This window comes from Rhodococcus sp. YL-1 (assembly GCF_001942025.1).
Classification (GTDB): Bacteria; Actinomycetota; Actinomycetes; order Mycobacteriales; family Mycobacteriaceae; genus Rhodococcus_F; species Rhodococcus_F qingshengii.
In genome coordinates, this window is record NZ_CP017299.1 from 454,970 (window position 1) to 477,882 (window position 22,913).

Sequence of the window (22,913 nt, forward strand, 5' to 3'; positions counted from 1 at the left end):
CGAGATACCCGGGCGCAGCAGGCAGTATGGAAAGGAATATCTGCGCAGTTCGAGGTGCGGATTCGGGTAGTCATTCGCGGTATCGAGCCGCGTTGGTCGAGCAAGGAGACGTAGAGCATATGGGTCAGGTCAATGCAATGAGTTCGACAGTCGTCACAGCAGCACCCGACAAGGTGCTCGCGGCGCTCTCGGACTACGAGACGGTTCGCCCGCGAATCCTGTCCGAGCAGTACCTCGACTACAAGGTCGTCGAAGGTGGCCAGGGTGACGGAACCGTCGCGCAGTGGACGCTCAAGGCGACGGAAAAGCGCTCGCGCAACGTCAAGGCGACAGTGACGGTCGACGGCAACGTCATCACCGAGAAGGACGCGAACTCCAGCCTCGTCACCACCTGGACCGTTGCCCCCAACGGCACCGGAACGACGGTGACGACGCTCACCCAGTGGCAGGGTGCCACCGGTATCGGCGGCTTCTTCGAGCGCACGTTCGCTCCGAAGGGTCTGCAGCGCATCCAGGCCCAGGTCCTGGACAACCTCAAGCGCGAACTCGTCTAACCGATCCTGCATCACCGAGATGGCGTCGTACCTTCACCGGTACGGCGCCTTCTTTCATGGGCCGGTAATGATCCGTCCGAATTCGGTGAGTGCGGGGTTTCCGCTTTCCCAGTAATCGCTGTGAACTCCGAACCCAGGCTCCCCGGGAGATCCGGTGAATACCTGCGCGCCGAATTCCGGATCCGACGGGTCGAACCCGTGGACTCCGAGGATCGTGGGGATCAATTGGACCGGATCCCAGAAGGCCGTCGTCGAATGAACATGGCGAGCCATCTCGGCCGAGTCGACGCCGTCCAGGCTCAGTTCGTTCACGCGCTCGGCATCGACGCCGGGGCTTGCGACAAAAACCAGTTCGTCGACGTCGAGGGAAGCGCCACGGGTAGTCGCAGCACCGATGACGGTGCTGCCGTAGGAATGACCGATCACCACGTTGTGCGAAGGCGGACCGTCATGCGAGGTTCGTAACCCGTCCTGGAAGCTGTCGAGCCTCGGCGCTGCGGAGGTGGCGTACCGATCCGATGCTGCCTCGGGAATGCCTGGGGGAGCGTCGTATCCGGACCACAGGATCACTGATGTGGCTTCCGTCGGTGCTGCCCTGACGGACGCGTCGTACATGGCCTTGGTTCGTTGCAGGTCTCCGCCGACGCCCGACAGCCCGGAGCCGGTTCCGGGAACCAGTGTTGCGACGTTGCCGGCGGCATCGGGATTACCGACTGCCACGACGGCATGCCCATCCGTGACCGAGAGAAGGAACGTGTCCGGTCGAAGTTCGCCGCGCACGGCCGTGTATCCGGCAGCTACCGTTCGATCCGGCAACTGCTCGAGCGCAGAGAGGTACCGCCGGTTGTAGTAGTCCCGGTCGAGAGCGGGAAGGCCGTCGCGGCTACCGATGGACGGATCCCACCTCGCCAACGCGTCTTTCTCGTTGGGCGTGAGCAATTCCCAGAGTCGGTGTAGCTCCGTGGGTGTCCCGGGGAGTGTCGACCTCCCGTCGAGGATGTCGACGACAGTGCGGTCGAGGCGATCAGGCTGATTGCCAAGGAGTGATCCGATCTCTCGGAATGCCGCACGCAGAGCAGTCGCGGCCCGGTTGTCTTCGTCGTCGAGTGCCGTCAATGCAGTGGAGATCTTCTGCTGAAAAACCTGTGCAGCCGTGGCGTTTTCGGAATCTTGCATAGCGTCGGCCAGATTCCATGGCTGCTTCGTCTCAGGTGCCGATACCGCTCCACTGTCTGACACCGTCAAGCCGTGTTCGAGAGTCGCCTCCTCGACCAGGTCCAGAACTGATTTTCGCGCCGCACCGATCGTATTGGCCGCTCCGCCATACAGATCCGCAACTACGCGAACCGCAACCGACAGCCGCGACGAGGAAAGCGAGATACCCGACCACTGCACTGCCGCCGCGCTCGACGCTTGTCCCTGCCAGAATTCGCGGACGGCGTCGATGCTGCGTCCGGCGTCATTGCCGAGGACTTCGATCTGCCGGTCGATGTCGATCAATTCTGAAGCGCTTGTGCGCAATTTCTCCGGTGACCACGTTCGAAGCTGAGAGACGGTGGGCTGCATCAGTAGGCTCCGCGCAGTTCGGACACCACTTCGCCCTCGGCAGCGTCGTACAGACGTGCTGCGGCAGCGGTTCCCGACGCCATGAGTCCCAACTGCGTAGCCAGGTGCCGGTACGCGTCGGCGATGACGCCTGCATTCCCAGTCGACACAGCCGTGACAGCGGACGAATTCAGGGCCGCCGCGGCTTCGAAAATCGGGCCGGCGGAATCGATCCCCGAGATCTGATCCGCAATTCGAGACAGATCAGCTGAAAGTTGCTGCAGAGCAGCGAAATCTACCTGAAGTATCGGCCCCATGGCAGAACCGTATCCAGGTGAGCGGGCTACCTCGGCGGTGCCGACATACCTGTGGACAAGTGGAATTTCTCCACAGAAGACAGGTCAGGGGGTTGTGAGGAAGGCGGTGACTCCGCTGGTGACGGCGGACGCATATTCCTGCTGACCGTCCGGGCTCGTCATGCGCGCTGCCTCGTCGGCATTTCGCATGTTGCCGAGTTCGACCAGAATCGACGGCCGCTGCGACAGATTGAGTCCCGTCAGATCGGCGCGCGGTGCCAGCCCGTCGTCACCGATGTAGGTCGACGGGGTGAGTCCGGCTGTGACGAGTGAGTCGCGCATGGTCTCGGCAAAGGTGACGGACGGGCCGGCCTGCACCGCGTTCAGCGGGGGCGCGGAGTAGCAGACGTGGAAGCCCTCGGCTCCGGCTGCTGCGCCGTCCGCGTGAATGCTCACCACTACGTCGGCGCCGGAGGAATTGGCAGCTTCGGCGCGTGCGTCGACGCAAGATCCGACGCTGATGTCGTCCGGTCGACTCAGGACCACTGTGGCGCCTTGGCCTTCGAGTTCGCTCTTGACCAGGCTCGCGACTTCCCAGTTGAAGGTGTGCTCGGGGAACCCGGCATCGGTGTTGGTGCCGGTGGTCTGGCAGTTCTTGGTGCCGCCGCGGCCCGTGGGGACCTGGGTGTTGATGCTGTCGTCGTTCGCCCCGCTGTGCCCGGGATCGAGGAAGACGACCTTGCCGGTGAGCGCAGCGGGGACGTCAGCGGCGACAGTGCTCAGCGGAGACACCTCGACCGAAGTCGTGGCCTCGGCAGTCTCGGTCGGAATCGTGCACGCAGCGCTCAGAAGCCCGGCCCAGACCACGGCGATCAGGGCAGTGGAGCGGAACACACGAGATGCCATGTTTGACCCTCTTGACGGTTTTACGGTGTCTGACTGGTTCCGGCGCACCCGCTCACGGTAGCGCGCACCGACTACGCTGGTGGGGATAACTCTGTAGAAAGGACCGCTCGTGCAACCAGGTGGAGCACCCGACATGTCTGCTCTGTTGGCTCAGGCTCAGCAGATGCAGCAGCAATTGATGGCGGCGCAGCAGGAAATGGCTCAGGCCGAAGTGACCGGTCAGGCCGGTGGCGGACTGGTTGTCGCCACGGTCAAGGGCACCGGCGAGGTTGTCGGTCTGCAGATCGATCCCAAGGTCGTCGACCCCGAAGATGTCGAGACGCTGCAGGATCTGGTGATCGGCGCGATCGAGGACGCTTCGCGTAAGGCACAGGAAGTCGCTGCTGAGAAGCTCGGCCCGTTGGCCGGCGGACTCGGCGGAGGCCTTCCCGGTCTCCCCGGCTTCTAGAAACGAGAACGCGTGTACGAAGGTCCGGTTCAGGATCTGATCGACGAACTCGGGAAGCTTCCCGGAGTCGGGCCGAAGAGCGCTCAACGCATCGCTTTTCACCTGCTCTCCGTGGAGCCTCCCGAGATCGACCGTTTGAAAAATGCATTGCAGCGCATCCGTGACGGCGTTCAGTTCTGCACGGTGTGCGGAACTGTCTCCGATCAGGAGAAGTGCCGCATATGCGCCGACGCACGTCGCGATCGCACGGTGATCTGCGTCGTGGAGGAACCGAAGGACGTTCAGGCCGTCGAGCGCACCCGTGAGTTCAAGGGTCGTTATCACGTGCTCGGCGGTGCGCTCAATCCGCTCTCGGGGATCGGGCCTGACCAGTTGCGTATCCGGGAGTTGTTGGCTCGCATCGCAAATCAGGAGGACGGCGTCGACGTGTCCGAGGTCATCATCGCCACCGACCCCAACACGGAGGGTGAGGCGACAGCTACCTATCTCGTTCGCATGATGCGAGACATTCCGGGGCTGACGGTGTCTCGGTTGGCTTCGGGTCTTCCGATGGGTGGCGATCTCGAATTCGCAGACGAGTTGACGCTGGGTCGGGCATTGTCCGGCCGTCGTGAATTGTCGCGGAACGCTTGATGAGCGGCACGGAGCAAGGTCAGCAGGTGCGTCGTACGTCCGAGCAGACGCGTGCGCAGATCATCGCGTCGGCCGGGAAAGCATTCGCGACTCGGCCGTACCGCGAAATCACGCTCAAGGACATCGCCGAAGACGCAGGCGTCAGCGCGCCTCTGATCATCAAGTACTTCGGTTCCAAAGAGCAGTTGTACGACGAGTTGGTCGACTTCCGGGCAGCGGCGGTCACGGTCTTCGATGCCCCGAACGACTCGCTCGGCGAGCGCATGGTCTCGCTGTTCACCAAGCCGTTGGAGTCGTACAAGCCGCTGTCCATGAGCTTGTTGTTCATGAGCGGCGTCAGTGAAGAGAGCAACCGCAAGCTGCGCGAGAACTATTCGACGCAGATGATCGACACCCTCGCCGGTCGCCTGTCCGGCCCCGACGCGAGATTGCGCGCGGAACTGGCGATGTCGATGGTGGTCGGAGTGGCGATCATGCGCCGACGGATGATGGCCGGCCATGCCACCGGCACCCAGGACGAGGTGGTTGCGCTGTACGCACCGCTGGTGCAAAAGCTGCTCGACGGGTGAGCGGCGTCACAATTCTTGCTAGGTAAATATCCGTTCACCTAATGTAGGTGAACGGATATTTACCTAGTGAGAACAGGCGGTGTGGGGTGACGACGCTCGACCGTCCGCCGGGCACGCCTGCAGTCACCACCTCCGATGCGGGACTCGCGCAGCCGCGCTCCCGCTTCCTGTTCCCCATCGTTGTCGCCGCCGCAGTGTTCCAGGCTGTTCTGCAGACGGTCATCGTTCCACTGCTGCCGGAGTTGCCGCACTTCACCGGCGCTGGACGCACGGCCGTGTCCTGGCTGGTGACCGTCACGCTGCTGGTCGGCGCTGTCGTCACTCCCATCTTCGGTCGACTCGCCGACATGTTCGGCAAGAAGAAGATGCTTCTGGTTGCTTTCTCGATGATGACTCTCGGCTCGATGTTGTGTGCGCTGTCGTCGGACATCGCTGTCCTCATCTTCGCGAGAGCGTTGCAGGGGGCCGGGTCGGCAGTCATCCCCATCGGAATCTCCATGCTCCGTGACGAATTGCCACGCAACAAGGTCAACGGCGCAGTGGCCATGATGAGTTCGACGCTCGGCGTCGGAACCGCTTTGGGCATACCGTTTTCCGCGATGATCGCGCAGTACTCGAACTGGCACGTCCTGTTCTGGGTAACCACCGCCATCGGGCTGTCCGTGACTCTTGCTGCGGTGCTGTTCATTCGAGAGTCCGAGCCGAATCCGTCGGGAAGATTCGACGGCGTCGGGGCGGTTGGTCTGAGCGCCGCGATGATTGCTCTGCTTGTGCCGATCACTCAGGGGTCGAGTTGGGGGTGGACCAGTGGAGCGGTGATCTCCATGCTGGCCGCGTCGGCGGTGCTGTTCACGCTCTGGGTAATTCAACAGCGGCGCAACGTCAATCCGCTGGTCGACGTCCGTGCTCTCGTGAAACGTGCGGTGTTGATCCCGCATCTGGCGGCTCTGCTGGTCGGGTTCGCGTTTTTCGGGAACACGCTGATCACGACACAACTGCTGCAGGGGATGAAGGGGCCGGGTGCCGGGTACGGCCTGTCGATCATCGCGGCAGCGCTCTGCCAGATTCCGGCGAGTATCGCGATGGTGCTGTTCTCACCGGTTGCGGTGCGTATCACCGACCGCTTCGGTTCACGGACCGCGATGTTGACCGGCGCCGTGTTCCTCGCCGGCGGGTACGGGATTCACGCCGTTGCCGGTAAGCCGCTGTGGGGAGTGGTTGCAGCACTGGGTATCACAGCGGTCGGGACTGCCATCGTGTACAGCACGCTCTCGCTGCTGATTCTGGTTGCCGTACCTCGTCAGCGACTGGCGGCTGCCAACGGGGTGAACTCACTTCTGCGGACGTCCGGAAGCACGATCTGCAGTGCGACGGTGGCAACCATTCTCGCTGCATTCGTGATCAGCGGTTCGGAACATTCCACGTCGTGGACCGGATTCTCCGTCGCCTACCTGGTGTGCGCGGGCTGCGCGGTGGTCGTGTTCGCGGTGTCGATCCTGTTGCCGCAGGGACGAACCCCGAAACATCTGGATTTGCCGGATCTGGTCAGGCGACCCTGAATCCCGAGAGGAAGAGCGTGATCATCAGATCCGCGAACTCGTCGGTGGTGTACTTCTGGCGATCCGGCCAATGCGTTGTCGACCACAAGGTGTCTCGTACCGATCGATAGAAAATTTCCGGTGCCACGTCTTTGCGGAAGATTCCCTGATCGACGCCTTCGGCAATCGCTTTCATCCAATGCTCGCGGACTTGGCGGGAAGGCCCGTCGACGGATTGCAGGAGATCGTTGTCGCGAAGATAAGCCCGATCGTTCTGGTAGATCGCCGTCGGGTGCGGGTGTAGTTCGATGACGACCAGCGTCTCGCGGATCAAGCCGCGCAGGACTTCCTCGGGGTCGTTTGCCGTCTTCTCCACCTGATCGAAGCGGAGCTGAATGTCGGTGATGAAGCCGCGCATGAGCTCGGCAACTATCGCATTCTTCGACTTGAAGTAGTGGTAGAGGCTGCCCGAGAACACACCGGCGGCGTCGCCGATCTCGCGAACGGTCGTGGTGGCGACACCCTTCCTGGCAAACAGCTCGGCTGAGCTCTCCAGGATCTTCTCCCGACGATCTGGTGATGCCACTGAAATCTCCACTGGTTGTCGGTCCTGCTCAGGGCAGGGTTTCGGGGGTGCCGGGCTGCCGGCGTCGAACGTAGCGCAATCCTGCCTGATAGCTCCGGCTCGAACCAATTCGTCGGTGAGATCGCGTGTTTCCACTTCCGGATTCCTATGCTAGCTTCAAAATCAAGCGCTTGCTCAACTTTCGTTCACGGAGGATTTCAGTGCAGAGCCTGCAGACGCAGTTTCCGAATTTCATCGGCGCAGAGGCCGAACCACCCCGCGTCGCCCGCTACGCCGTCAACGAGGCGATGATCCGCAACTGGGTCGAGGCGCACGACGACCGCAACTCGATCTACGTCGACGCCGAGGCCGCCCGCAGTACCGGTCGTCGAGACGTCGTCTGTCCGCCCGCCATGATCTCGACCTGGGTGATGGCGGGTTACCGACGTTATAGGCAGGTCCAGCAACTTCGTGCCGACGGAGTCTCCGAGGACTTCGCCTATTCACGACTGCTGGCGCTGTTGGACGAGGCCGGATACACCTCCGTTGTCGCGACCAACGTCGAGCAGGAGTATTTCGCGGAGCTGAGCCCCGGTGACCACGTCACCGCGCATTTCACCATCGAAGCGATCTCGCCGTTCAAACAGACGGCTCTCGGTCACGGGTGCTTCATCACTCTGTTCAAGAAGTACGTGGACCAGGACGGAAAGACGCTGGTCGAAGAGCGCTTTCGACTGCTCAGATTCAAACCAGATGCCCAGACAGATACCAAGCCCGAAGCCCAGGAGGTAATCGCATGAGCGAGACTGGCTCCCGCCACACCGCGGTGCCGAGACTCACCGTCACCGACGACAACGATTTCTTCTTCTCCGCGGCCAAAGAGGGTCGCCTCGAGATCCAACGGTGTGCGGATTGCAAGACTCTGCGCCACCCGCCAGCGCCCGCCTGCCCGGAATGCCGCTCGTTCAGTTGGGACACAGTCGAATCCACGCGGCGATGCACGTTGCACAGCTTCACGGTCATCCATCACCCGAAGGATCCTGCTTTCGAGTACCCACTCGCCGTCGGACTCGTCGATCTCGAAGAAGGCACGCGTCTGGTTGCCGACATCGCGGGGATCGATCACGAGGAACTCGACTTCGGCATGGAACTCGAAGTGACCTTCTCCGAGCACGCTCACGGCGAGATGCTGCCGCAACTGAGGCGACGGGGTTCGGTGCAATGACGAAACTGATTGACTGCGAAGTGGGTTCGGTCCTCCCGAGCCTCGAATTGCCGTTGGATCGAACGCTGATCGTCGCCACCGCGATCTCTTCTCAGGATTTCGAGGACGTGCATCACGATCCGGGCAAGGCCCAGGATCGCGGAACTCCCGACATCTTCATGAGCATCAACACCACCAACGGGCTCATCGACCGCTACATCACCGACTGGTCCGGCCCGGCATCACGGATCGTCAAAACATCACTACGGCTTGGTGTTCCGAACTTCCCCGGAGACACCATGACATTCACCGGCAAGGTCACCGCCACAGACGGCCGGGCGCTCACCGTGACGGTTCTCGGGAAAAACGCCCGCGGAACACACGTGACGGCCGACGTGACTCTCGAACCGGTGGAAAGGGTAATCGCATGACACGAGGATTTTCGAGGCAAGCAGCCATCGCCGGAATCGGCGCAACCGAGTTCTCCAAGAACTCCGGCCGCAGCGAATGGCAGTTGGCGTGCGAATCCGTGATCGCCGCACTCGACGACGCTCACATCGAGGCAGAAGAGGTGAACGGATTTGCGCTGTTCACCATGGAGAACAATCCCGAGATTGCGGTCGCACGCGCCCTCGGGATCCCGGAACTGACGTTCTTCAGTCGAATTCCACACGGCGGCGGCGGTGCCTGCGCACCGGTTCAACAAGCAGCGCTTGCCGTCTCCAGCGGAGTTGCCGACGTTGTGGTCGTCTACCGCGCCTTCAACGAAAGATCCGGTCACCGATTCGGCGCCGGGCCGCCACCTTTTGCGTACAACGCGTCGACGGACCAGGAGTATCGGAACTGGATCAACCCGTACGGGCTTCTGACCCCGGCGCAGCAGGAAGCCTTCCTCGCCAAGCTGTACATGCACAAGTACGGGGCAACAAGCGCCGACTTCGGCCAGGTCTCGGTCCTCTCACGCAAGCATGCGGCGAACAACCCCAAGGCCTGGTTCTACGAACGCCCGATCACTATCGAGGACCATCAGAACTCACGCATGATCGCTGACCCCATCCGCCTGCTCGACTGCTGCCAGGAAAGTGACGGCGGACAGGCGCTGGTCATCGTCAGTGCGGAGCGCGCCCGCGACCTGCCGCACAAACCTGCGGTCATCAGTGGCGCTGCGCAAGGTGTAGGTCCGCAACAGATTTCGATGAGCAGCTACTACCGCGACGACATCGACAGCATGCCGGAAGTCGAACTCGTGGCGCGCCAACTGTGGGACCAGGCCGGTATCGGGCCGGACGACATCGATGCCGCAATTCTCTACGACGCCTTCACTCCGATGGTTCTGCTTCAACTCGAGGAGTACGGATTCTGCGGTCGGGGCGAGGCAAAAGACTTCATCGCCGACGGCAATCTCGAGCTGGACGGTCGCCTGCCGATCAACACCCACGGCGGTCAACTCGGTGAGGGATACATCCACGGCGTCAACGGTATTGCCGAAGGTGTTCGCCTGATCCGCGGCACCTCCACCAATCAACCGACCAAAACTCTGGACAACGTGCTCGTGACCGGCGGCTCTCCCGTCCCGCACAGTGCGCTCGTCCTCTCGGCAGATCGCTGAATCTGCCGCCTATTCGAGAAAGCAGGAACAAGATGAGCGAGCGGATCACCTACGCCAGGGCCACCCACGGCGAGGAAGAAATACAGGCTGTTGTCGACGTCTTGCGCAGCGGGCATCAAGGATTGCGCATCGGCAAGAACGTCTTCGAGATGGAAGAACGTATCGCGGCCTTGGCCGGCAAGAAGTTCGGCGTCATGTGCAACTCGGGATCCTCGGGTTTGTACTTGGCAGTCGAGCTGCTCGGACTGCCTGCCGGCAGTGAGATCATCACGTCGCCGTTGACGTTCTCCACCGACATCGCACCGATCGTGCGTGCCGGTCTGGTGCCGGTGTTCGTGGACGTGGAACCCAACACGTTCAACGTCGACGTCACCAAGATCGAAGCCATGGTCACCGCGAAGACCGGTGCCATCCTGATGCCGAACCTGGCCGGCAACTGCCCAGACTGGGACGTCATCCGTGATATCGCTGATCGCCATGGACTCAAGGTGATCGAGGATTCGTGTGACGCGATCGGCGCCACGCTCCGCGGTACTCCCACCGGGTCTCGGGCGGACATCGTCGTCACCAGTTTCTCGATGGCACACATCATCACGTGCGCGGGAACCGGTGGAATGGTGTGCGTCGACGACGAAGCCAGCCGTGACAAGGCTTTGCTGCTTCGCCGCTGGGGCCGTCGTAGCGAGCCGAACCTGTTCGGCAGTACCAAGTCCGGCCGAGTCTTCCGTGAAGAACTCGACGGCGTCGACTACGACAACGACTTCATCTTCGAGCTCATGTCGTGGAACTTCGAGCCCTCCGAACTCGGCGCAGCTTACGGCGTCGTGCAGCTCGACAAGCTGGAACAGAACTACAAGACGCGTAAGGCAACATTTGCGGCCTTCTCGGCGGCATACGGCGCCCACCCTGAATTCTTCACGACGCCGGTAGAACTCGACGGTCTCGACACGGCGTGGCTGTGTTACCCGGTGATGATCAACGAGAACGCCCCCTTCACGCGCAGCGACCTGCAGGAAGCCATCGAGGCCGACGGCATCGACACCCGAACCGTGTGGAGCGGCAACGTCACTCGTCACCCCATGATGAACAACATCGAATTTCGCCAGCCGGCCGAAGGTTTGCCGGAAGCGGACGCAGTTTTTGCCCGCGGCATGACACTCGGCATGAGCCACGGTTTGCGTGACGACGAAGTTGCTCGGATTGCGGAGAGCATCAATCGCTTCGCCGCGAAGTTCAAATAGCATGACGAGGCGCTTTGACGGCCGCCGAGCGCTTGTCACCGGTTCCAGTCGCGGAATCGGTGCGGGCGTCGCGGAGCGACTGGCAGCGGAAGGTGCCGACGTCGCTCTCGTGGCTCGGACGCTCGGTGCACACGCAACCCTGCCGGGCAGTCTCGAAGAGACTGCGGCTCGAATTGCCAAGTACGGAACCAAAGTCGAGATAGTTGTCGCAGATCTGACGGACGAGCAGCAGCGCGACACCGTTGTGCCGCTGGCGATCGAGAAGCTTGGCGGGACTATAGACATCCTGGTGAACAACGCGGCAGCGGCGATCTATCAGCCGCTCTCGGATTACCCACTGCGGCGGCGACGGTTGATGTTCGAGGCAAATGTCCATGCACCGCTCGATCTGATGCAAGCCGTGGTGCCGGGGATGGTGGCAAACGGATACGGCTGGATCGTGAACGTGTCCAGTGGCACCGTCAAACCGTGGCATGGCCCGCCGTTCACGTGGGTCGAACCGGGAACTGCCATGACCGTGTACGGCGCGTCCAAAGCAGCGCTCAACAGGATGAGCAACGGCATGGGCGTGGAGCTTTACGGCCAGGGGGTTCGCGTCAACACGGTTCAACCGCGGGCAGCGGTGCTCAGTGAGGGCGCCAGGGTCCTGGTCGGTGAGACTATCCGGCCGGATCAGGTCGAATCTATGGAAGAAATGGTGGAAGCGGTCACAGCGCTGTGTGATTGCGACACCGAGTTCACCGCGCGCTCGAGCGTCAGCTTGGACCTGATCGACGAGTGGTCCCTGACCGTGCGTGGTCTGGACGGAACGGCATTACCGGAGAACCCGGCATTACGAACCGAGGAGTTGGCATGAAGCCCGTCATCGTGGACGCAGCACGAACGCCGTTCGGCAAGCGTGAGGGTTGGCTGTCCGGAGTCCACGCGGCGGAACTGTTGGGTTATGCGCAGAAAGGCGTGCTGGATCGGGTGGGCGTGGATCCTGGCGCGGTCGACCAGGTCATCGGCGGCTGTGTGACGCCTCTCGGTGAGCAGTTCGGAAACATCGTGCGTACGTCCTGGATGCATGCGGGCCTTCCGTTGAAAGCGGGCTGCACCACGATCGACGCGCAGTGCGGAACCGCGCAGCAATCGGTGCAGTTGATTGCCGGGCAGATTGCCATCGGTGCAGTCGACGTGGGTGTGGCGTGCGGTGTGGAACTGATGTCCCGCGCTCCGTTGACGTACAAGGTGGGTACCGGCGTCGGAACACCACGTCCGGAGTCGTGGTCACTCGATACCGTCGATCAGTACACCGCGGCCGATCGGATTGCTGTCAAGCGCGGTTTCGGCCGCGAGGATCTCGACTCCTTCGGGCTGCGCTCGCAGCAGCGAGCCGCAGCAGCATGGGAGGCAGGACGCTTCGACTCGCACATCATCGATGTGGTCGCTCCGGGCTCTGACGCTCCGGTCCATCGGGATCAGGGTCTGCGCGAATCGAGTCTCGAAGGACTCGCGAAACTGCGGACCGTTCAAGAGGGCGGATTGCACACCGCTGGAACGTCTTCGCAGGTCTCGGACGGTGCGAGTGCCGCTCTACTGATGTCCGAGGATCGAGCCAGGATGCTCGGCGTGCGGCCGCGGGCAAAGATATTGGCGCAGTGCGTCATCGGCGGAGACATCGAGTTCATGCTCGACGGTCCCGTGGACGCGGCAAACATCGTGCTCGGCCGCACCGGTCTGACGATCGACGACATCGACCTGTTCGAGGTCAACGAGGCATTTGCTTCGGTACCGATGTCGTTCGCGCAGGTTCACGGCGTCGATCCCGAATTGCTGAACGTCAACGGTGGTGCAATCGCGCTGGGCCACCCGGCCGGTGCAACCGGAATCAGACTGTTGGCCAATGCCATCGACGAACTGGAGCGCCGGGACAAGTCCATCGCGCTGATCGCGATCTGCGCGTCCGCCGCAACCACCTGCCTGATTCTCGAACGCATCTGACAAGAACCGAAGATTGAGGAACCTGCCATGGCACTGCCCCTGCTCGAAGATCACCGTGACCTGGCGGAAGCGGTAGCCGCATTCGCGAACCGCTTCGGTGGAATCGCCGATACGCGGAGCAACGTCAAGCGGTACGCCGCCGGTGATCGGCCGGACTCGTGGGATGGATTGGTCCGTCAGGGACTGCACGCAGTGCACCTGCCGGAGCAGTACGGCGGTGACGGGGCAGGGCTTGCCGAACTGGCGGTGGTAGTCGAGCAATTGGGTGATGCGCTTTACCCGGGACCGTACGTTCCGACGGTCATCGCCAGTGGGATCCTCGCAACAGCTGCCGGCCCGGCTGCGGAATCAATGCTGATCGAATTGGCCACCGGCGCAACCGGAGCAGTCTGCACCGGCGTGGGATTGCGCGCGGCTCGCAGCGATGCAGGGTGGGCCGTGAGCGGTTCTGCCGACCCGGCTCTAGGTCTACCCGGAGCCGATGTCGTTCTCGTGCAAGCGAACAGCGAAGACGGCGAGTTGTGGTTCCGGCTCGAGCAGTCGTCTTCCGCTGCGGTGGAGGTCGAAGACGGAGTGGATCTGACACGCTCGATCGGGACGCTGACGTTGACCGATCACAAGGTCGACGCTGGGCTGATCGTCGAGGGTCTCCAGGCGCACCGAGTTGAACTGATTGTCAACACGGTGTTGGCTGCGGAGGCGAGCGGTATAGCCGGGTGGGCGCTACGCACCGCGGTCGACTACGTGAAGTCCCGGCAGCAGTTCGGCCGTCCGGTCGGAAGCTTCCAGGCAGTTCAGCACAAGGCGGCCATGATGCTGGTCCGCTCCGAGATTGCCTGTGCCGCAGCGTGGGACGCCGCTCGGTCCGAAGAGCACGACGAGGATCAGCACAGACTTGTCTCGGCTCAAGCTGCGTTGGCCGCTTTGCCCGTCGGCATCGAGAACGCCCTCGAATGTGTCACGTTGCTCGGCGGAATCGGATTTACCTGGGAGCATGACGCGCATCTGTACTGGCGCCGGGCAATCAGTATCGCTGCGGTGGCGGGATCCGAGGTGAAGTGGGCACACACGTTGGGAGACCGGTCCGCCGATTCGGAACGGGATTTCTCCTTTGTCGACCCGGACATGCTGCCGGAACTACGAGAGCAGGTTCGCAGGGTTCTGGACGAGGTTGCGCTGCTGCCCGACGACGGAACCACCAGCGCCAGTTGGGCGCCGGCCAAGGGGAGTGCTCGACGCGCCCGATTTGCCGACGCCAAACTGGTAGCCCCACACTATCGGGCGCCGTACGGGCTGGGAGCAGGACCGAGAGAACAGGCCGTCATCGCACACGAATTCGCGATGCGAGGTTGGGCTCAACCGTCCACGGTGATCGGGGAATGGGTGCTGCCCACGATTCTCGAACACGGCAACGCCGAGCAGCAGGACAGGTTCGTCGAGCCTTCGCTGCGCGCCGACATCATCTGGTGCCAGCTGTTCAGTGAGCCGGGCGCGGGATCAGACCTGGCCGGTCTGAGCACGAAAGCGCGCAAGGTCGACGGTGGCTGGGTCCTGTCGGGTCAGAAAGTGTGGAACTCGGGCGCGCACGAGGCCGATTGGGGAGTATGCCTGGCGCGTTCCGACGCCGACGCTCCGAAACATCGTGGGCTGTCGTACTTCCTGGTCGACATGACCTCGAAAGGCATCGACGTACGTCCGCTGAAACAAGCCACCGGTAAGTCGGAGTTCAACGAGGTATTCCTCGACGACGTCTTCGTCCCGGACGACTGCCTGGTGGCGGAGCCGGGGCAAGGGTGGAAGCTTGCTGCGACAACGCTGTCCAACGAACGCCTGAGTATGGGCAGCACGCTGCACCACGGTTCGAGTCGGCTGTTCCGTCAGGTTATTGCCGACGCGAGCCACGACTGCCCTCGCGAAGACGCAGTGGAAGGCCTCGGCCGCAGTATCTCTCGTGAGTTGGCACTGTCCGCGATGAATCTACGCGGGGTGTCGGCGCGACTGGCGGGTCAGGAACCGGGCTCCGAGATCAGCGTGTCGAAGGTGTACAACGCCCTGGCGCAGCGTGAGGGCTCGCGGGATCTGTTGCGACTGCTCGGACCTCGTGCCGCCGTTGTCGACCCGTCGGCGAATTACGCGATAGACCACATCGGACTTCCCTCGATTCTGTTCGGCGGCGGAACCGTCGAAATTCAACTCAACGTCATCGCGCAGCGCGTACTCGGCCTGCCGCGTTCGTAGATCTTAGGAGTTTCACCATGTACTTGGATTTGTCGGAGGAGTCGAAGACTCTGCGCAAGGAATTGCGGGCGTACTTCGCGGAGATCATCAACGACGAAGACCGCCGTGCTCTCGTGGATCAGACCGAAGGCGGCCCCGTCTTCGATCGCATTCTGCGCCGAATGGGTAAAGACGGTTGGTTGGGCTTGGGGTGGCCGGAGGAATTCGGCGGTCGGGGTGAGAACCCCGAAGCTCTGTACGTGTTCTACGACGAAGTGATTCGCGCCAATGCGCCGCTGTCGCTGGTCACGCTGAACACCGTCGGACCCGCTCTGATCAAGCACGGGACGCAAGCTCAGAAGGACTTCTTCCTACGTCCGATCCTGGCGGGCGAGTTGATCTTTGCCATCGGCTACACCGAACCCAATGCGGGCACCGATCTCGCGGCCCTCGAAACACGCGCCCGCATCGAGGGTGACGAGCTTGTCATCAACGGCAACAAGATCTTCACCAGCGCCGGTGTGTTTGCCGACTGGGTCTGGCTTGCCGTTCGCACCGATCCCGACGCGCCTACGCATCAGGGCATTTCCGTGGTCCTGGTACCGACCAGCTCGCCGGGGTTCTCGGTCACCGAAATTCATACCGTGGGCGGAATCAGCACTTCGGCAACCTATTACGAAGATGTTCGGGTGCCGATCACCAATGTCGTCGGTGAGCTCAATCAAGGGTGGAAGCTCATCACCAACCAGCTCAACCACGAACGTGTTGCCCTGGCGGCACGCGGTGGTATAGCCAACGAGCTCTTTGCCGAGGTGGTCGAATGGGCAAAGACCGAACCCGCCGGTGACGGCCACGTCTACGACATCGGCTGGGTACGTGAGAAATTGGCGGAAGTCTACGCGCTGCTCAGTGCTGCCGACCTGATGAACCTACGACTGGTGGCGGACGTCGCCGCCAACACCTTGGGCGGCGGGGATTCGGCCGCGGCCAAGATCTTCGGTACCGAAGCTGTCGTCAGTGCGTACGGCATGCTGCAGGAAGTGCTGGGCGCCAAGGGCTTACTGCGCCCCGGCACACCCGGAGCGGTATTGGAAGGGCGAGTCGAGAACCTGGGTCGACGCGCCCAGAACAACACCTTCGGCGGTGGTACCAACGAAGTGATGCGTGAAATTGTCGCCGCAAAATGTCTGGGCATGGCGCTTGCTGCGCGTCGCCGGCCCGCTGCACAGAACGAAAAGAGCTGACATGGAATTCGAATTCGACGACAACTTGTCCGCCGTGCGGGATCTGAGTGAATCGATCTTCTCGGCGAAGTCCGGAGTGGACCGCCTGCGGGAAGTGGAGGGCGCCGGCGGTTTCGACGCCGAACTGTGGAAGCTCCTCGCCGACTCCGACGTTCTGGGAATTCCTCTGCCAGAGGAAGTCGGGGGAGCGGGACTCGGAATGCTAGGCCTGGCAGCGGTGCTCGAACAACAAGGCCGCCGGGTCGCCCAGGTGCCGCTCTGGTCGGTGATTTCGACGGCAGCGCTGCCGATTGCCGAGTTCGGCAGTACGGAGCAGAAAGCGTCGTGGCTTCCGGGACTGCTCGACGGCTCGGTGATCGTCACCGGCGCCTTCGACACCAGCTACAACGCCGAGACGGCAGTTCGCGCCGAGCCGGCTCCTGACGGCTGGGTTCTGTCGGGCCACGTCGACTCCGTACCGGCCGCCGAGTTCGCTGCCGCACTGGTGGTTCCGGTGACGATGCCGGACGGCAGTGTCACCGTGATGATCGTGCCGACGGACCGGGACGCGCTGGTGCGTACACCGCTTGCGGTGACGAACCGCGAGAGCAACAGCGCTGTGCAGTTCGACGGGGTTGCGGTTACTGCAGCTGACGCACTTCCCGCGGACGGCGCGGTGGTTCGAGACTGGACGTTACGACGTGCGCGGGTCGCTCTGGCGGCCCTGGCTACCGGCGTCTGCGAGGAAGCGCTGGCGATGACGGCGAAATACACCTCCGAGCGAGTGCAATTCGGACGTCCACTCTCGACCAACCAGGCAGTTGCCGTCCGGGCCGCCGACGCGTACCTCGACACCGAGAGCACAAGATTGACCACCCACCGCGCTGCCTGGCTGATGGACAGCGGAGTCGAGAGTGAAGCGGAAGCAGCGGCGCTGGTCGCCAAATGGTGGGCGTCGCGCGGCGGTTTGCGCGTGGTGCACGCGACCCAGCACATGCACGGCGGAATCGGCGCGGATGTCGACTATCCGATTCACCGCTATTTCCTGTGGGGACGGCAGATCGCCTTCACTTTGGGGAGCGCGGGGGCGATAGGCGCCGAACTCGCCGATCAGTTGGAGATCCGAGCCCAGATCGGGGCGTCGGCGTGAATATCTGAGACGACAGGTTCCAGTCACGGGCAGCGCGCCGGCAATCATCGCGCTACTCTGCCCTTCGTGAATCGCACCAGTTCGTTCATCAGGCCGTTGGTTCCGCGGGACCCGCACGAGCCGCACCGGGTGGCGACGCCGCTCGAACTGCTCACCGACCTCTGCTTCGTCGTGGCGGTCGCTCAAGCGGCCACCGGCCTGCACCACGCGATCAGCGAAGGGCACGCGGCTTCGGGCGTCGGGCACTTCGCGATGGCGTTTTTCGCGATCTGGTGGACGTGGCTGAATTTCACGTGGTTCACCTCGGCGTACGACAACGACGACGGAATCGCCCGGCTGCTGACCATATTCCAGATCCTCGGATCGCTGGTCCTTGCAGCCGGCATCGTCCGCTTCTTCAACGACGACGCCCTGCTGATCATCGTCGGCTACGTCATCATGCGAATAGCCCTGGTCATCCAATGGCTCAGGGTCTCGCGGAACGACCCCGAACATGCGCTCACGGCGCGTCGATACGCTCTCGGAATCGTGTTGGTCCAGATCGGTTGGATCGGTTTCTACTTCGTGCCGTCCGCCGTTTACGTCCCGACGTTCCTGGTGTTGGTTCTGTGCGAATTCGCGGTACCGATCTGGTCGGAGAAGCCGGGCATGACGCCGTGGCACCCGCATCACATCGCGGAGCGGTACTCGTTGTTCTTCATCATCGTTCTGGGCGAGACGATCCTTTCGACCACCATCGCGATCCAGGACGCGGTCGACGGTGAGCATCCGGCAGCGCAGGTCACCTACGTCGTGATCGGCGGCATTCTGATTGTCTTCAGCCTGTGGTGGTTGTACTTCCAACGCAATGCAGGCGAAGTGATCGGCGGTGACAACGTCTCACCCTTCGTCTGGGGGTTCGGTCACTACTTCATCTTCGCCGCCGCTGCCGCCATCGGTGCGGGGTTGGCCTCGCGCGTCGACTTCTGGACTCATCACGGTGACGGCAGCGCGTTGGTGACGGGTGCTGCCGTCACCGTTCCGGTCGCGGTCATCCTTGCCGCCTTGTGGTTCATCCACATTCGACTACACGACTCCTCGGTACGCACCCTCGTGCCGTTCTCGGTCGCGATAGTCGTCGTGCTCGGTGGTACCTACACCGCGGTGCCCGAGCTGGTCGCGGGACTGGCCTGCGCCGCGCTGTTGGCCGTGGAACTGATTCTGACCGAGGGCAAATCCGAAACCGTCTGAACCGGGTCAGCGAATCGCGAGTCGCTCCTTGCGGAGCCTGTCGACCTCGGGCAGATGCAGGGGTTCAAGCTCGTTCACACCCAAGGCGCGCATGAGCAGGAGGTCCGCGAGTTCGGGGTTGCGAGCCAAAGCGGGTCCGTGCATGTACGTCCCGATCACCGAACCCTGCACGACGCCTTCGAATCCGTCGCCGACGCCGTTTCCGACACCATGGGTGACACGTGCGAATCCAGAGGCTGAGCTACCCAGAGTTGTTCCGCCGCGGTGATTCTCGAAACCTGAGAGGGGCGCGGTGAGTCCGTCGATCAGCGGCTTCGTGATGACTTCGCCGATGGAACGCTTCTCCTGCGGCGAGGTTGTGACGTCGAGCATCGAGACACCGTCGACGCGTTCGCCGCTGGAGGTTTCGTACCAGTTGCCGAGCACCTGAATGGCCGCGCAGATCGCCAGAACCGGTGCGCCACGCTCGGCGGCACGTTGCAGACCAGGGTATTTCGCGAGGTGACGCGTGGCGAGGCGCTGAGCAGAATCCTCGGCGCCACCCAACGTGTACACGTCGAGCGAATCGGGGACCGGATCGCTGAGGGTGATGTCCACGATTTCGGCGTCGTAGCCGCGCATCCGCAGACGCTGACGCAGGATCAGGGCATTGCCGCCGTCGCCGTAGGTGCCCATGACGTCGGGGAGTACCAGACCGATGCGAACTGTCGAGTCAGACATTGCGAGACTCCTTCGCGATGGCAGTGTTGAGGTCACGGAAGGCCGTGTAGTTCGCCAGTACCTCCACACGTCCGGGAGGGCAGGAAGCGATGGCGCGCAACGGGTCCGGGTCGAGAGTGTGCTCGACGCCCGCGTACGTGAGGCGAACTGCCAGATCTGTTCCGCGTTCACCGGCGGCCACTACCTTGACACCTTCGAAGTGCTCGAACTTCACGTCCCACAGCCAGGAGAGGTCCTCGCCGTCCGGCACCTGACCGTTCACCGCGATGACCAGACCGTCCACCGTGGGATCGATCATCGACAGCGCTTCCTGCCAGCCGGCGGGATTCTTCGCGAGCAGCATGTGAACGGAGTGCGGTCCGACCTCGACGGTGCTGTATCGACCTGCGACTTCTTGAACCGTCGATGCGGCGGCAACTGCCCCGACCGGATCTGCACCCAAAGCCGCTGCAGCCGCTACGGCCTGAGCTGCGTTGCCGCGGTTGGCTTTTCCGGGGAGGGTCAACGTCATCGGAATCTTCAGGCCGTCGGGGCCGTAGAGATTGTCGTCGTCGAGCCACCAGGTCGGCTCGGGCCGCGCGAAGTCGGAACCGGTACTGCGCCAGTGCTTTCCCTCCCACACGATGGGTTCGCCGGTGCGCGGGCAGCTGACGGAATCGCCGGCCCAACCGCCGCCGGCAGCAACCCACACGACGTTGGTGGCGTCGTATGCCACGGAGGTGACCAGTACGTCGTCGCAGTTGGCGACGATCACCGCATTCGGATGCGCGTTGACGCACGCGCGCAGTTTCCGTTCGATCATGTTGATCTCGCCGACCCGGTCGAGTTGATCGCGGCTGAGGTTGAGCAGCACGATCACTTCCGGGTTCACGGCGTCGGCTACGTGGGGGACGTGCAGTTCGTCGACCTCGAGTGCCGCCAGCGTCGCATCGGTACGGGCGGCCAGAGCGGCAACGATCCCGGCATCCATGTTGGCGCCGTCGGCCTGCGTGGCGACGTCACCGAGTGTCGCGAGCGCTGCGGCGGTCATACGCGTGGTCGTCGACTTGCCGTTGGTGCCGGTGACCACGACGGTGCGCTTGCCGCGTCCGAGCTGAGTCATGAGCGTCGGGTCGATCTTGAGGGCGATCAGCCCGCCGATCATCGAACCCTTGCCGCGACCGGCCTTCTGCGATGCCCAAGATGCTGCTGCGGCAGCTCGCATGGCGAGCTTTCCGCGCGCTGTGATCGATAGTCCAGTTCCCACGGCCCGAGTTTGGCACAGGGCGTCGTCAGACGCCGAGTCGCGCCGGTGGTGAGGCTGCAGGTGTGTCCGAGAAAACAGTGTTCGCGGGCTTACGCCTCATCTGTGCGGCGCTCGCTCCGGCGATCACGATGACCGCCCCGACCAGTGACAACGGGCTCGGATCCTCGTGCAGGAACAGCCAGGACGCGCCGATTCCCACGACTGGCACCAGCAAGGAGAGCGGCGCCACCATGCCGGCGGGATAGCGGCCCATGAGCATCGTCCAGAGCCCGGATCCGGCGATGGTGCCGAGCAGAATGATGTAGGCCAGCCCGACCAGCGACGGCCAGGCGTCGGCGCTGAATGCGGTGCCGAGTGCGTGCCAGCCGACTGTGGGGCCTTCGACCACGGCTGACAGTGCGAGCATCGGTAACGGCGGGATGACACACATCCACAACATCAAGCGCATCGGTGCAGGCTCGCCGACGGTGTTCGCCGCAGCCAAGCGGCTGCCGAGATTGCCGAACGCCCAGGACAGGCCGCCGAGGAGTGTGAGGACGACGGGCAGCAGTGCCGCGTGGTGCGAGCGGTCCCAGCCGATCAAGGACATCCCGCCAACGGCGACGGCGATACCGGAGACCTGCCAGACGCTGAGCTTCTCGCGGAGCAGGAAAGCGCCGAGTAGGACGGTGAACGGTGCTGACGACTGCAGGACAAGTGATGCAAGGCCCGTCGGCATCCCCGAATGCATCGCCCAGAAGAGGAAGACGAACTGGCCGAATCCGAAACCGAATCCGTAGAGCAGCAGCCAACGGAGCGGTACCTGCGGACGCGGCACGAAGATGACCACCGGAATCGCGATGATCAGAAACCGCAGCGCTGCGAAGAAGAACGGCGGGAAATGATCCAGGCCGACGCGAATGGCCAGGAAGTTCAGACCCCACAAGACGATCACGGTCAGGCCGAGGAGACGGTCGCGGGGAGTCATGCCGTTAATCGTGAGCCGTACGAAGCATCAGAACAAGCGAATATAGATGCACTATCCATGTAGTTTTGCTACATGGATATTAGTCACCGTATGGATGCCACGCGCCTGCGAATCCTCCGCGAGCTCGCCGACCGAGGAACCGTCGGCGCTACTGCTCTCGCCCTCTCGATGACGCCGTCCGCCGTCTCGCAACAACTCAAGATCCTCGGACGAGAAGCGGGGGTCTCGCTCCTCGAACCGGACGGGCGCACGCTGCGCCTCACCGACGCGGGTCGAGCGCTGGTGCTTCGCGCCGACGACGTGGTGGCGGCGCTAGACCGGGCGGCGGACGAGATGGCGTCGTACCGAGGCTCGCCGCGGGGGAAGGTGCGAGTCGCGTTCTTTCCCTCCGGCGCGGCGCTCCTGCTGCCCGGTGTCCTGACGGCGCTGAAGAACTCGGACGTGGACATCGACGCCTACGACGTCGACAAACCGGCGTCGGCCGTCCCTGGGCTGTTGGCCGATCACGATGTGATCCTCACTCACCGTGACGAACGCGGAGCCGAGACGTCGTTTCCCCGGGTCAGCGTGCAACCGCTGATGCGTGAACCGATCGATCTGGTGCTGCGGCCTGATCATCCACTCGCCGAGCAGGATTCGGTCCGGCTGGAACAATTGGCCGACGAGAACTGGATAAGCGTGCGCGGCGGGTTTCCGGTCGACGACGTTCTGCTGTCGGTTGCGTCGGTAACCGGCGTCCAGCCTCGCGTCGCTCATCGGATAAACGATTTCCGCGTCATCGAAGAACTGGTGGCGGCGGGCCACGGCGTGGCTTTGATGCCGCGATACGCGATCACGCATCCCGGAGTTTCGAGGAAACCGGTGGCGGGAGTGCGCGCTGCACGAGTTTATGAATTGGCAACTCGGTTACACGCCAACCGCAGTCCGGCTATCGGAGTCGTGCTCGACGCCTTTCGTGACGTCGCGCGTGCTGTCGGTGAATGAAGGCTGTCGGTGAATGAAGGGCCGTTGGTGAATGAACGGCTGTCGGTGAATGAGCAGCTGTTGGTGAATGAACACAAAACGGGAG

General features: G+C 62.9%; 24 protein-coding genes. 17 read left to right on the forward strand and 7 right to left on the reverse strand.

Going from position 1 to position 22,913, the window contains the following annotated elements:
• The first annotated feature begins 119 nt into the window (after nucleotides 1–119).
• Nucleotides 120–554, forward strand: coding sequence for an SRPBCC family protein (locus BH682_RS02150; RefSeq protein WP_003943959.1), 435 nt, complete (start codon nucleotides 120–122; stop codon nucleotides 552–554).
• Nucleotides 555–608: 54 nt separating this feature from the next.
• Here BH682_RS02150 and BH682_RS02155 read toward each other — a convergent pair whose 3' ends face one another.
• The 3 genes from BH682_RS02155 to BH682_RS02165 all read right to left on the reverse strand — a co-directional run bounded on the left by BH682_RS02155 (nucleotide 609) and on the right by BH682_RS02165 (nucleotide 3,301).
• Nucleotides 609–2,120, reverse strand: coding sequence for an alpha/beta hydrolase (locus BH682_RS02155; protein WP_075831910.1), 1,512 nt, complete (start codon nucleotides 2,118–2,120; stop codon nucleotides 609–611).
• Nucleotides 2,120–2,416: a hypothetical protein gene (locus BH682_RS02160; RefSeq protein WP_007731542.1), complete on the reverse strand. Its 297-nt coding sequence runs from the start codon at nucleotides 2,414–2,416 to the stop codon at nucleotides 2,120–2,122. Before BH682_RS02160 ends, BH682_RS02155 begins: the two co-directional genes overlap by 1 nt.
• A gap of 84 nt (nucleotides 2,417–2,500) precedes the next feature.
• Nucleotides 2,501–3,301, reverse strand: coding sequence for an Rv3717 family N-acetylmuramoyl-L-alanine amidase (locus BH682_RS02165; protein ID WP_075831911.1), 801 nt, complete (start codon nucleotides 3,299–3,301; stop codon nucleotides 2,501–2,503).
• Between the two features lie 109 nt (nucleotides 3,302–3,410).
• Between BH682_RS02165 and BH682_RS02170 the strand changes: the two genes are divergently transcribed.
• The 4 genes from BH682_RS02170 to BH682_RS02185 all read left to right on the forward strand — a co-directional run bounded on the left by BH682_RS02170 (nucleotide 3,411) and on the right by BH682_RS02185 (nucleotide 6,510).
• The gene (locus BH682_RS02170) at nucleotides 3,411–3,749 is read left to right on the forward strand and encodes a YbaB/EbfC family nucleoid-associated protein (RefSeq protein WP_003943929.1); all 339 of its coding nucleotides are present in this window, start codon (nucleotides 3,411–3,413) and stop codon (nucleotides 3,747–3,749) included.
• Nucleotides 3,750–3,761: 12 nt separating this feature from the next.
• On the forward strand, nucleotides 3,762–4,382 hold the full coding sequence (gene recR, locus BH682_RS02175; RefSeq protein WP_003943917.1) for a recombination mediator RecR: 621 nt from the start codon (nucleotides 3,762–3,764) through the stop codon (nucleotides 4,380–4,382).
• The gene (locus tag BH682_RS02180) at nucleotides 4,382–4,951 is read left to right on the forward strand and encodes a TetR/AcrR family transcriptional regulator (protein WP_042447770.1); all 570 of its coding nucleotides are present in this window, start codon (nucleotides 4,382–4,384) and stop codon (nucleotides 4,949–4,951) included. The genes recR and BH682_RS02180 overlap by 1 nt, the downstream gene beginning before the upstream one ends.
• An 86-nt stretch (nucleotides 4,952–5,037) precedes the next feature.
• Nucleotides 5,038–6,510 (forward strand): MFS transporter, encoded by a 1,473-nt coding sequence (locus BH682_RS02185; protein WP_007731537.1) that lies wholly within the window; start codon nucleotides 5,038–5,040, stop codon nucleotides 6,508–6,510.
• On the opposite strand, the gene BH682_RS02190 is transcribed toward BH682_RS02185, so the two are convergent.
• Entirely contained in the window at nucleotides 6,497–7,210 is a 714-nt protein-coding gene (locus BH682_RS02190; RefSeq protein ID WP_172827063.1) for a TetR/AcrR family transcriptional regulator, read from the reverse strand. The genes BH682_RS02185 and BH682_RS02190 overlap by 14 nt on opposite strands.
• 65 nt (nucleotides 7,211–7,275) lie before the next feature.
• Here BH682_RS02190 and BH682_RS02195 point away from each other — a divergent pair, with 65 nt between their 5' ends.
• The 11 genes from BH682_RS02195 to BH682_RS02245 all read left to right on the forward strand — a co-directional run bounded on the left by BH682_RS02195 (nucleotide 7,276) and on the right by BH682_RS02245 (nucleotide 18,911).
• Nucleotides 7,276–7,854 (forward strand): FAS1-like dehydratase domain-containing protein, encoded by a 579-nt coding sequence (locus BH682_RS02195; protein ID WP_054188606.1) that lies wholly within the window; start codon nucleotides 7,276–7,278, stop codon nucleotides 7,852–7,854.
• Nucleotides 7,851–8,279 carry a Zn-ribbon domain-containing OB-fold protein gene (locus tag BH682_RS02200; protein ID WP_054188605.1) on the forward strand — a complete coding sequence of 143 codons (429 nt, stop codon included), beginning with the start codon at nucleotides 7,851–7,853 and terminating at the stop codon, nucleotides 8,277–8,279. The genes BH682_RS02195 and BH682_RS02200 overlap by 4 nt, the downstream gene beginning before the upstream one ends.
• Nucleotides 8,276–8,689 (forward strand): acyl dehydratase, encoded by a 414-nt coding sequence (locus BH682_RS02205; RefSeq protein WP_030535712.1) that lies wholly within the window; start codon nucleotides 8,276–8,278, stop codon nucleotides 8,687–8,689. The genes BH682_RS02200 and BH682_RS02205 overlap by 4 nt, the downstream gene beginning before the upstream one ends.
• A complete protein-coding gene (locus tag BH682_RS02210; RefSeq protein ID WP_075831913.1) occupies nucleotides 8,686–9,867 on the forward strand; it encodes a lipid-transfer protein in 1,182 nt (393 codons plus the stop codon). Before BH682_RS02205 ends, BH682_RS02210 begins: the two co-directional genes overlap by 4 nt.
• 32 nt (nucleotides 9,868–9,899) lie before the next feature.
• On the forward strand, nucleotides 9,900–11,108 hold the full coding sequence (locus BH682_RS02215; RefSeq protein ID WP_075831915.1) for a DegT/DnrJ/EryC1/StrS family aminotransferase: 1,209 nt from the start codon (nucleotides 9,900–9,902) through the stop codon (nucleotides 11,106–11,108).
• Nucleotide 11,109: 1 nt separating this feature from the next.
• A complete protein-coding gene (locus BH682_RS02220) occupies nucleotides 11,110–11,964 on the forward strand; it encodes an SDR family NAD(P)-dependent oxidoreductase (protein WP_075831917.1) in 855 nt (284 codons plus the stop codon).
• Entirely contained in the window at nucleotides 11,961–13,091 is a 1,131-nt protein-coding gene (locus BH682_RS02225) for a steroid 3-ketoacyl-CoA thiolase (protein WP_075831919.1), read from the forward strand. The genes BH682_RS02220 and BH682_RS02225 overlap by 4 nt, the downstream gene beginning before the upstream one ends.
• 27 nt (nucleotides 13,092–13,118) lie before the next feature.
• Entirely contained in the window at nucleotides 13,119–15,329 is a 2,211-nt protein-coding gene (locus BH682_RS02230) for an acyl-CoA dehydrogenase (RefSeq protein WP_075831921.1), read from the forward strand.
• 17 nt (nucleotides 15,330–15,346) lie between these two features.
• Nucleotides 15,347–16,552 carry an acyl-CoA dehydrogenase family protein gene (locus tag BH682_RS02235; RefSeq protein ID WP_047271591.1) on the forward strand — a complete coding sequence of 402 codons (1,206 nt, stop codon included), beginning with the start codon at nucleotides 15,347–15,349 and terminating at the stop codon, nucleotides 16,550–16,552.
• Nucleotide 16,553: 1 nt separating this feature from the next.
• The gene (locus BH682_RS02240; RefSeq protein ID WP_075831923.1) at nucleotides 16,554–17,681 is read left to right on the forward strand and encodes an acyl-CoA dehydrogenase family protein; all 1,128 of its coding nucleotides are present in this window, start codon (nucleotides 16,554–16,556) and stop codon (nucleotides 17,679–17,681) included.
• Nucleotides 17,682–17,747: 66 nt separating this feature from the next.
• Nucleotides 17,748–18,911 carry a low temperature requirement protein A gene (locus BH682_RS02245; protein WP_047271595.1) on the forward strand — a complete coding sequence of 388 codons (1,164 nt, stop codon included), beginning with the start codon at nucleotides 17,748–17,750 and terminating at the stop codon, nucleotides 18,909–18,911.
• Between the two features lie 6 nt (nucleotides 18,912–18,917).
• Here the strand turns inward: BH682_RS02245 and BH682_RS02250 are convergent, their stop codons facing one another.
• Genes BH682_RS02250 through BH682_RS02260 form a run of 3 tightly spaced genes read right to left on the reverse strand, consistent with a single transcriptional unit; the run spans nucleotide 18,918 to nucleotide 21,844 of the window.
• On the reverse strand, nucleotides 18,918–19,631 hold the full coding sequence (locus tag BH682_RS02250) for a type 1 glutamine amidotransferase (protein ID WP_075831925.1): 714 nt from the start codon (nucleotides 19,629–19,631) through the stop codon (nucleotides 18,918–18,920).
• A complete protein-coding gene (locus tag BH682_RS02255; protein WP_003943457.1) occupies nucleotides 19,624–20,877 on the reverse strand; it encodes a Mur ligase family protein in 1,254 nt (417 codons plus the stop codon). Before BH682_RS02255 ends, BH682_RS02250 begins: the two co-directional genes overlap by 8 nt.
• A 25-nt stretch (nucleotides 20,878–20,902) precedes the next feature.
• Nucleotides 20,903–21,844, reverse strand: a complete 942-nt coding sequence (locus tag BH682_RS02260; protein ID WP_003943484.1) for an EamA family transporter — start codon at nucleotides 21,842–21,844, stop codon at nucleotides 20,903–20,905.
• A gap of 90 nt (nucleotides 21,845–21,934) precedes the next feature.
• Here BH682_RS02260 and BH682_RS02265 point away from each other — a divergent pair, with 90 nt between their 5' ends.
• Complete coding sequence (locus tag BH682_RS02265; RefSeq protein WP_003943476.1) at nucleotides 21,935–22,828, forward strand: LysR family transcriptional regulator; 894 nt, start codon at nucleotides 21,935–21,937, stop codon at nucleotides 22,826–22,828.
• Nucleotides 22,829–22,913: the final 85 nt, after the last annotated feature.

Coding starts and splice junctions, on each gene's coding strand:
- BH682_RS02180 (WP_042447770.1), top strand. CDS start 4,382: ATGAGCGGCACGGAGCAAGGTCAGCAGGTGCGTCGTACGTCCGAGCAG.
- BH682_RS02230 (WP_075831921.1), top strand. CDS start 13,119: ATGGCACTGCCCCTGCTCGAAGATCACCGTGACCTGGCGGAAGCGGTA.
- BH682_RS02220 (WP_075831917.1), top strand. CDS start 11,110: ATGACGAGGCGCTTTGACGGCCGCCGAGCGCTTGTCACCGGTTCCAGT.
- BH682_RS02160 (WP_007731542.1), bottom strand. CDS start 2,416: ATGGGGCCGATACTTCAGGTAGATTTCGCTGCTCTGCAGCAACTTTCA.
- BH682_RS02210 (WP_075831913.1), top strand. CDS start 8,686: ATGACACGAGGATTTTCGAGGCAAGCAGCCATCGCCGGAATCGGCGCA.
- BH682_RS02205 (WP_030535712.1), top strand. CDS start 8,276: ATGACGAAACTGATTGACTGCGAAGTGGGTTCGGTCCTCCCGAGCCTC.
- BH682_RS02260 (WP_003943484.1), bottom strand. CDS start 21,844: ATGACTCCCCGCGACCGTCTCCTCGGCCTGACCGTGATCGTCTTGTGG.
- BH682_RS02250 (WP_075831925.1), bottom strand. CDS start 19,631: ATGTCTGACTCGACAGTTCGCATCGGTCTGGTACTCCCCGACGTCATG.
- BH682_RS02200 (WP_054188605.1), top strand. CDS start 7,851: ATGAGCGAGACTGGCTCCCGCCACACCGCGGTGCCGAGACTCACCGTC.
- BH682_RS02225 (WP_075831919.1), top strand. CDS start 11,961: ATGAAGCCCGTCATCGTGGACGCAGCACGAACGCCGTTCGGCAAGCGT.
- BH682_RS02165 (WP_075831911.1), bottom strand. CDS start 3,301: ATGGCATCTCGTGTGTTCCGCTCCACTGCCCTGATCGCCGTGGTCTGG.
- BH682_RS02150 (WP_003943959.1), top strand. CDS start 120: ATGGGTCAGGTCAATGCAATGAGTTCGACAGTCGTCACAGCAGCACCC.
- BH682_RS02240 (WP_075831923.1), top strand. CDS start 16,554: ATGGAATTCGAATTCGACGACAACTTGTCCGCCGTGCGGGATCTGAGT.
- BH682_RS02235 (WP_047271591.1), top strand. CDS start 15,347: ATGTACTTGGATTTGTCGGAGGAGTCGAAGACTCTGCGCAAGGAATTG.
- BH682_RS02155 (WP_075831910.1), bottom strand. CDS start 2,120: ATGCAGCCCACCGTCTCTCAGCTTCGAACGTGGTCACCGGAGAAATTG.
- BH682_RS02265 (WP_003943476.1), top strand. CDS start 21,935: ATGGATGCCACGCGCCTGCGAATCCTCCGCGAGCTCGCCGACCGAGGA.
- BH682_RS02215 (WP_075831915.1), top strand. CDS start 9,900: ATGAGCGAGCGGATCACCTACGCCAGGGCCACCCACGGCGAGGAAGAA.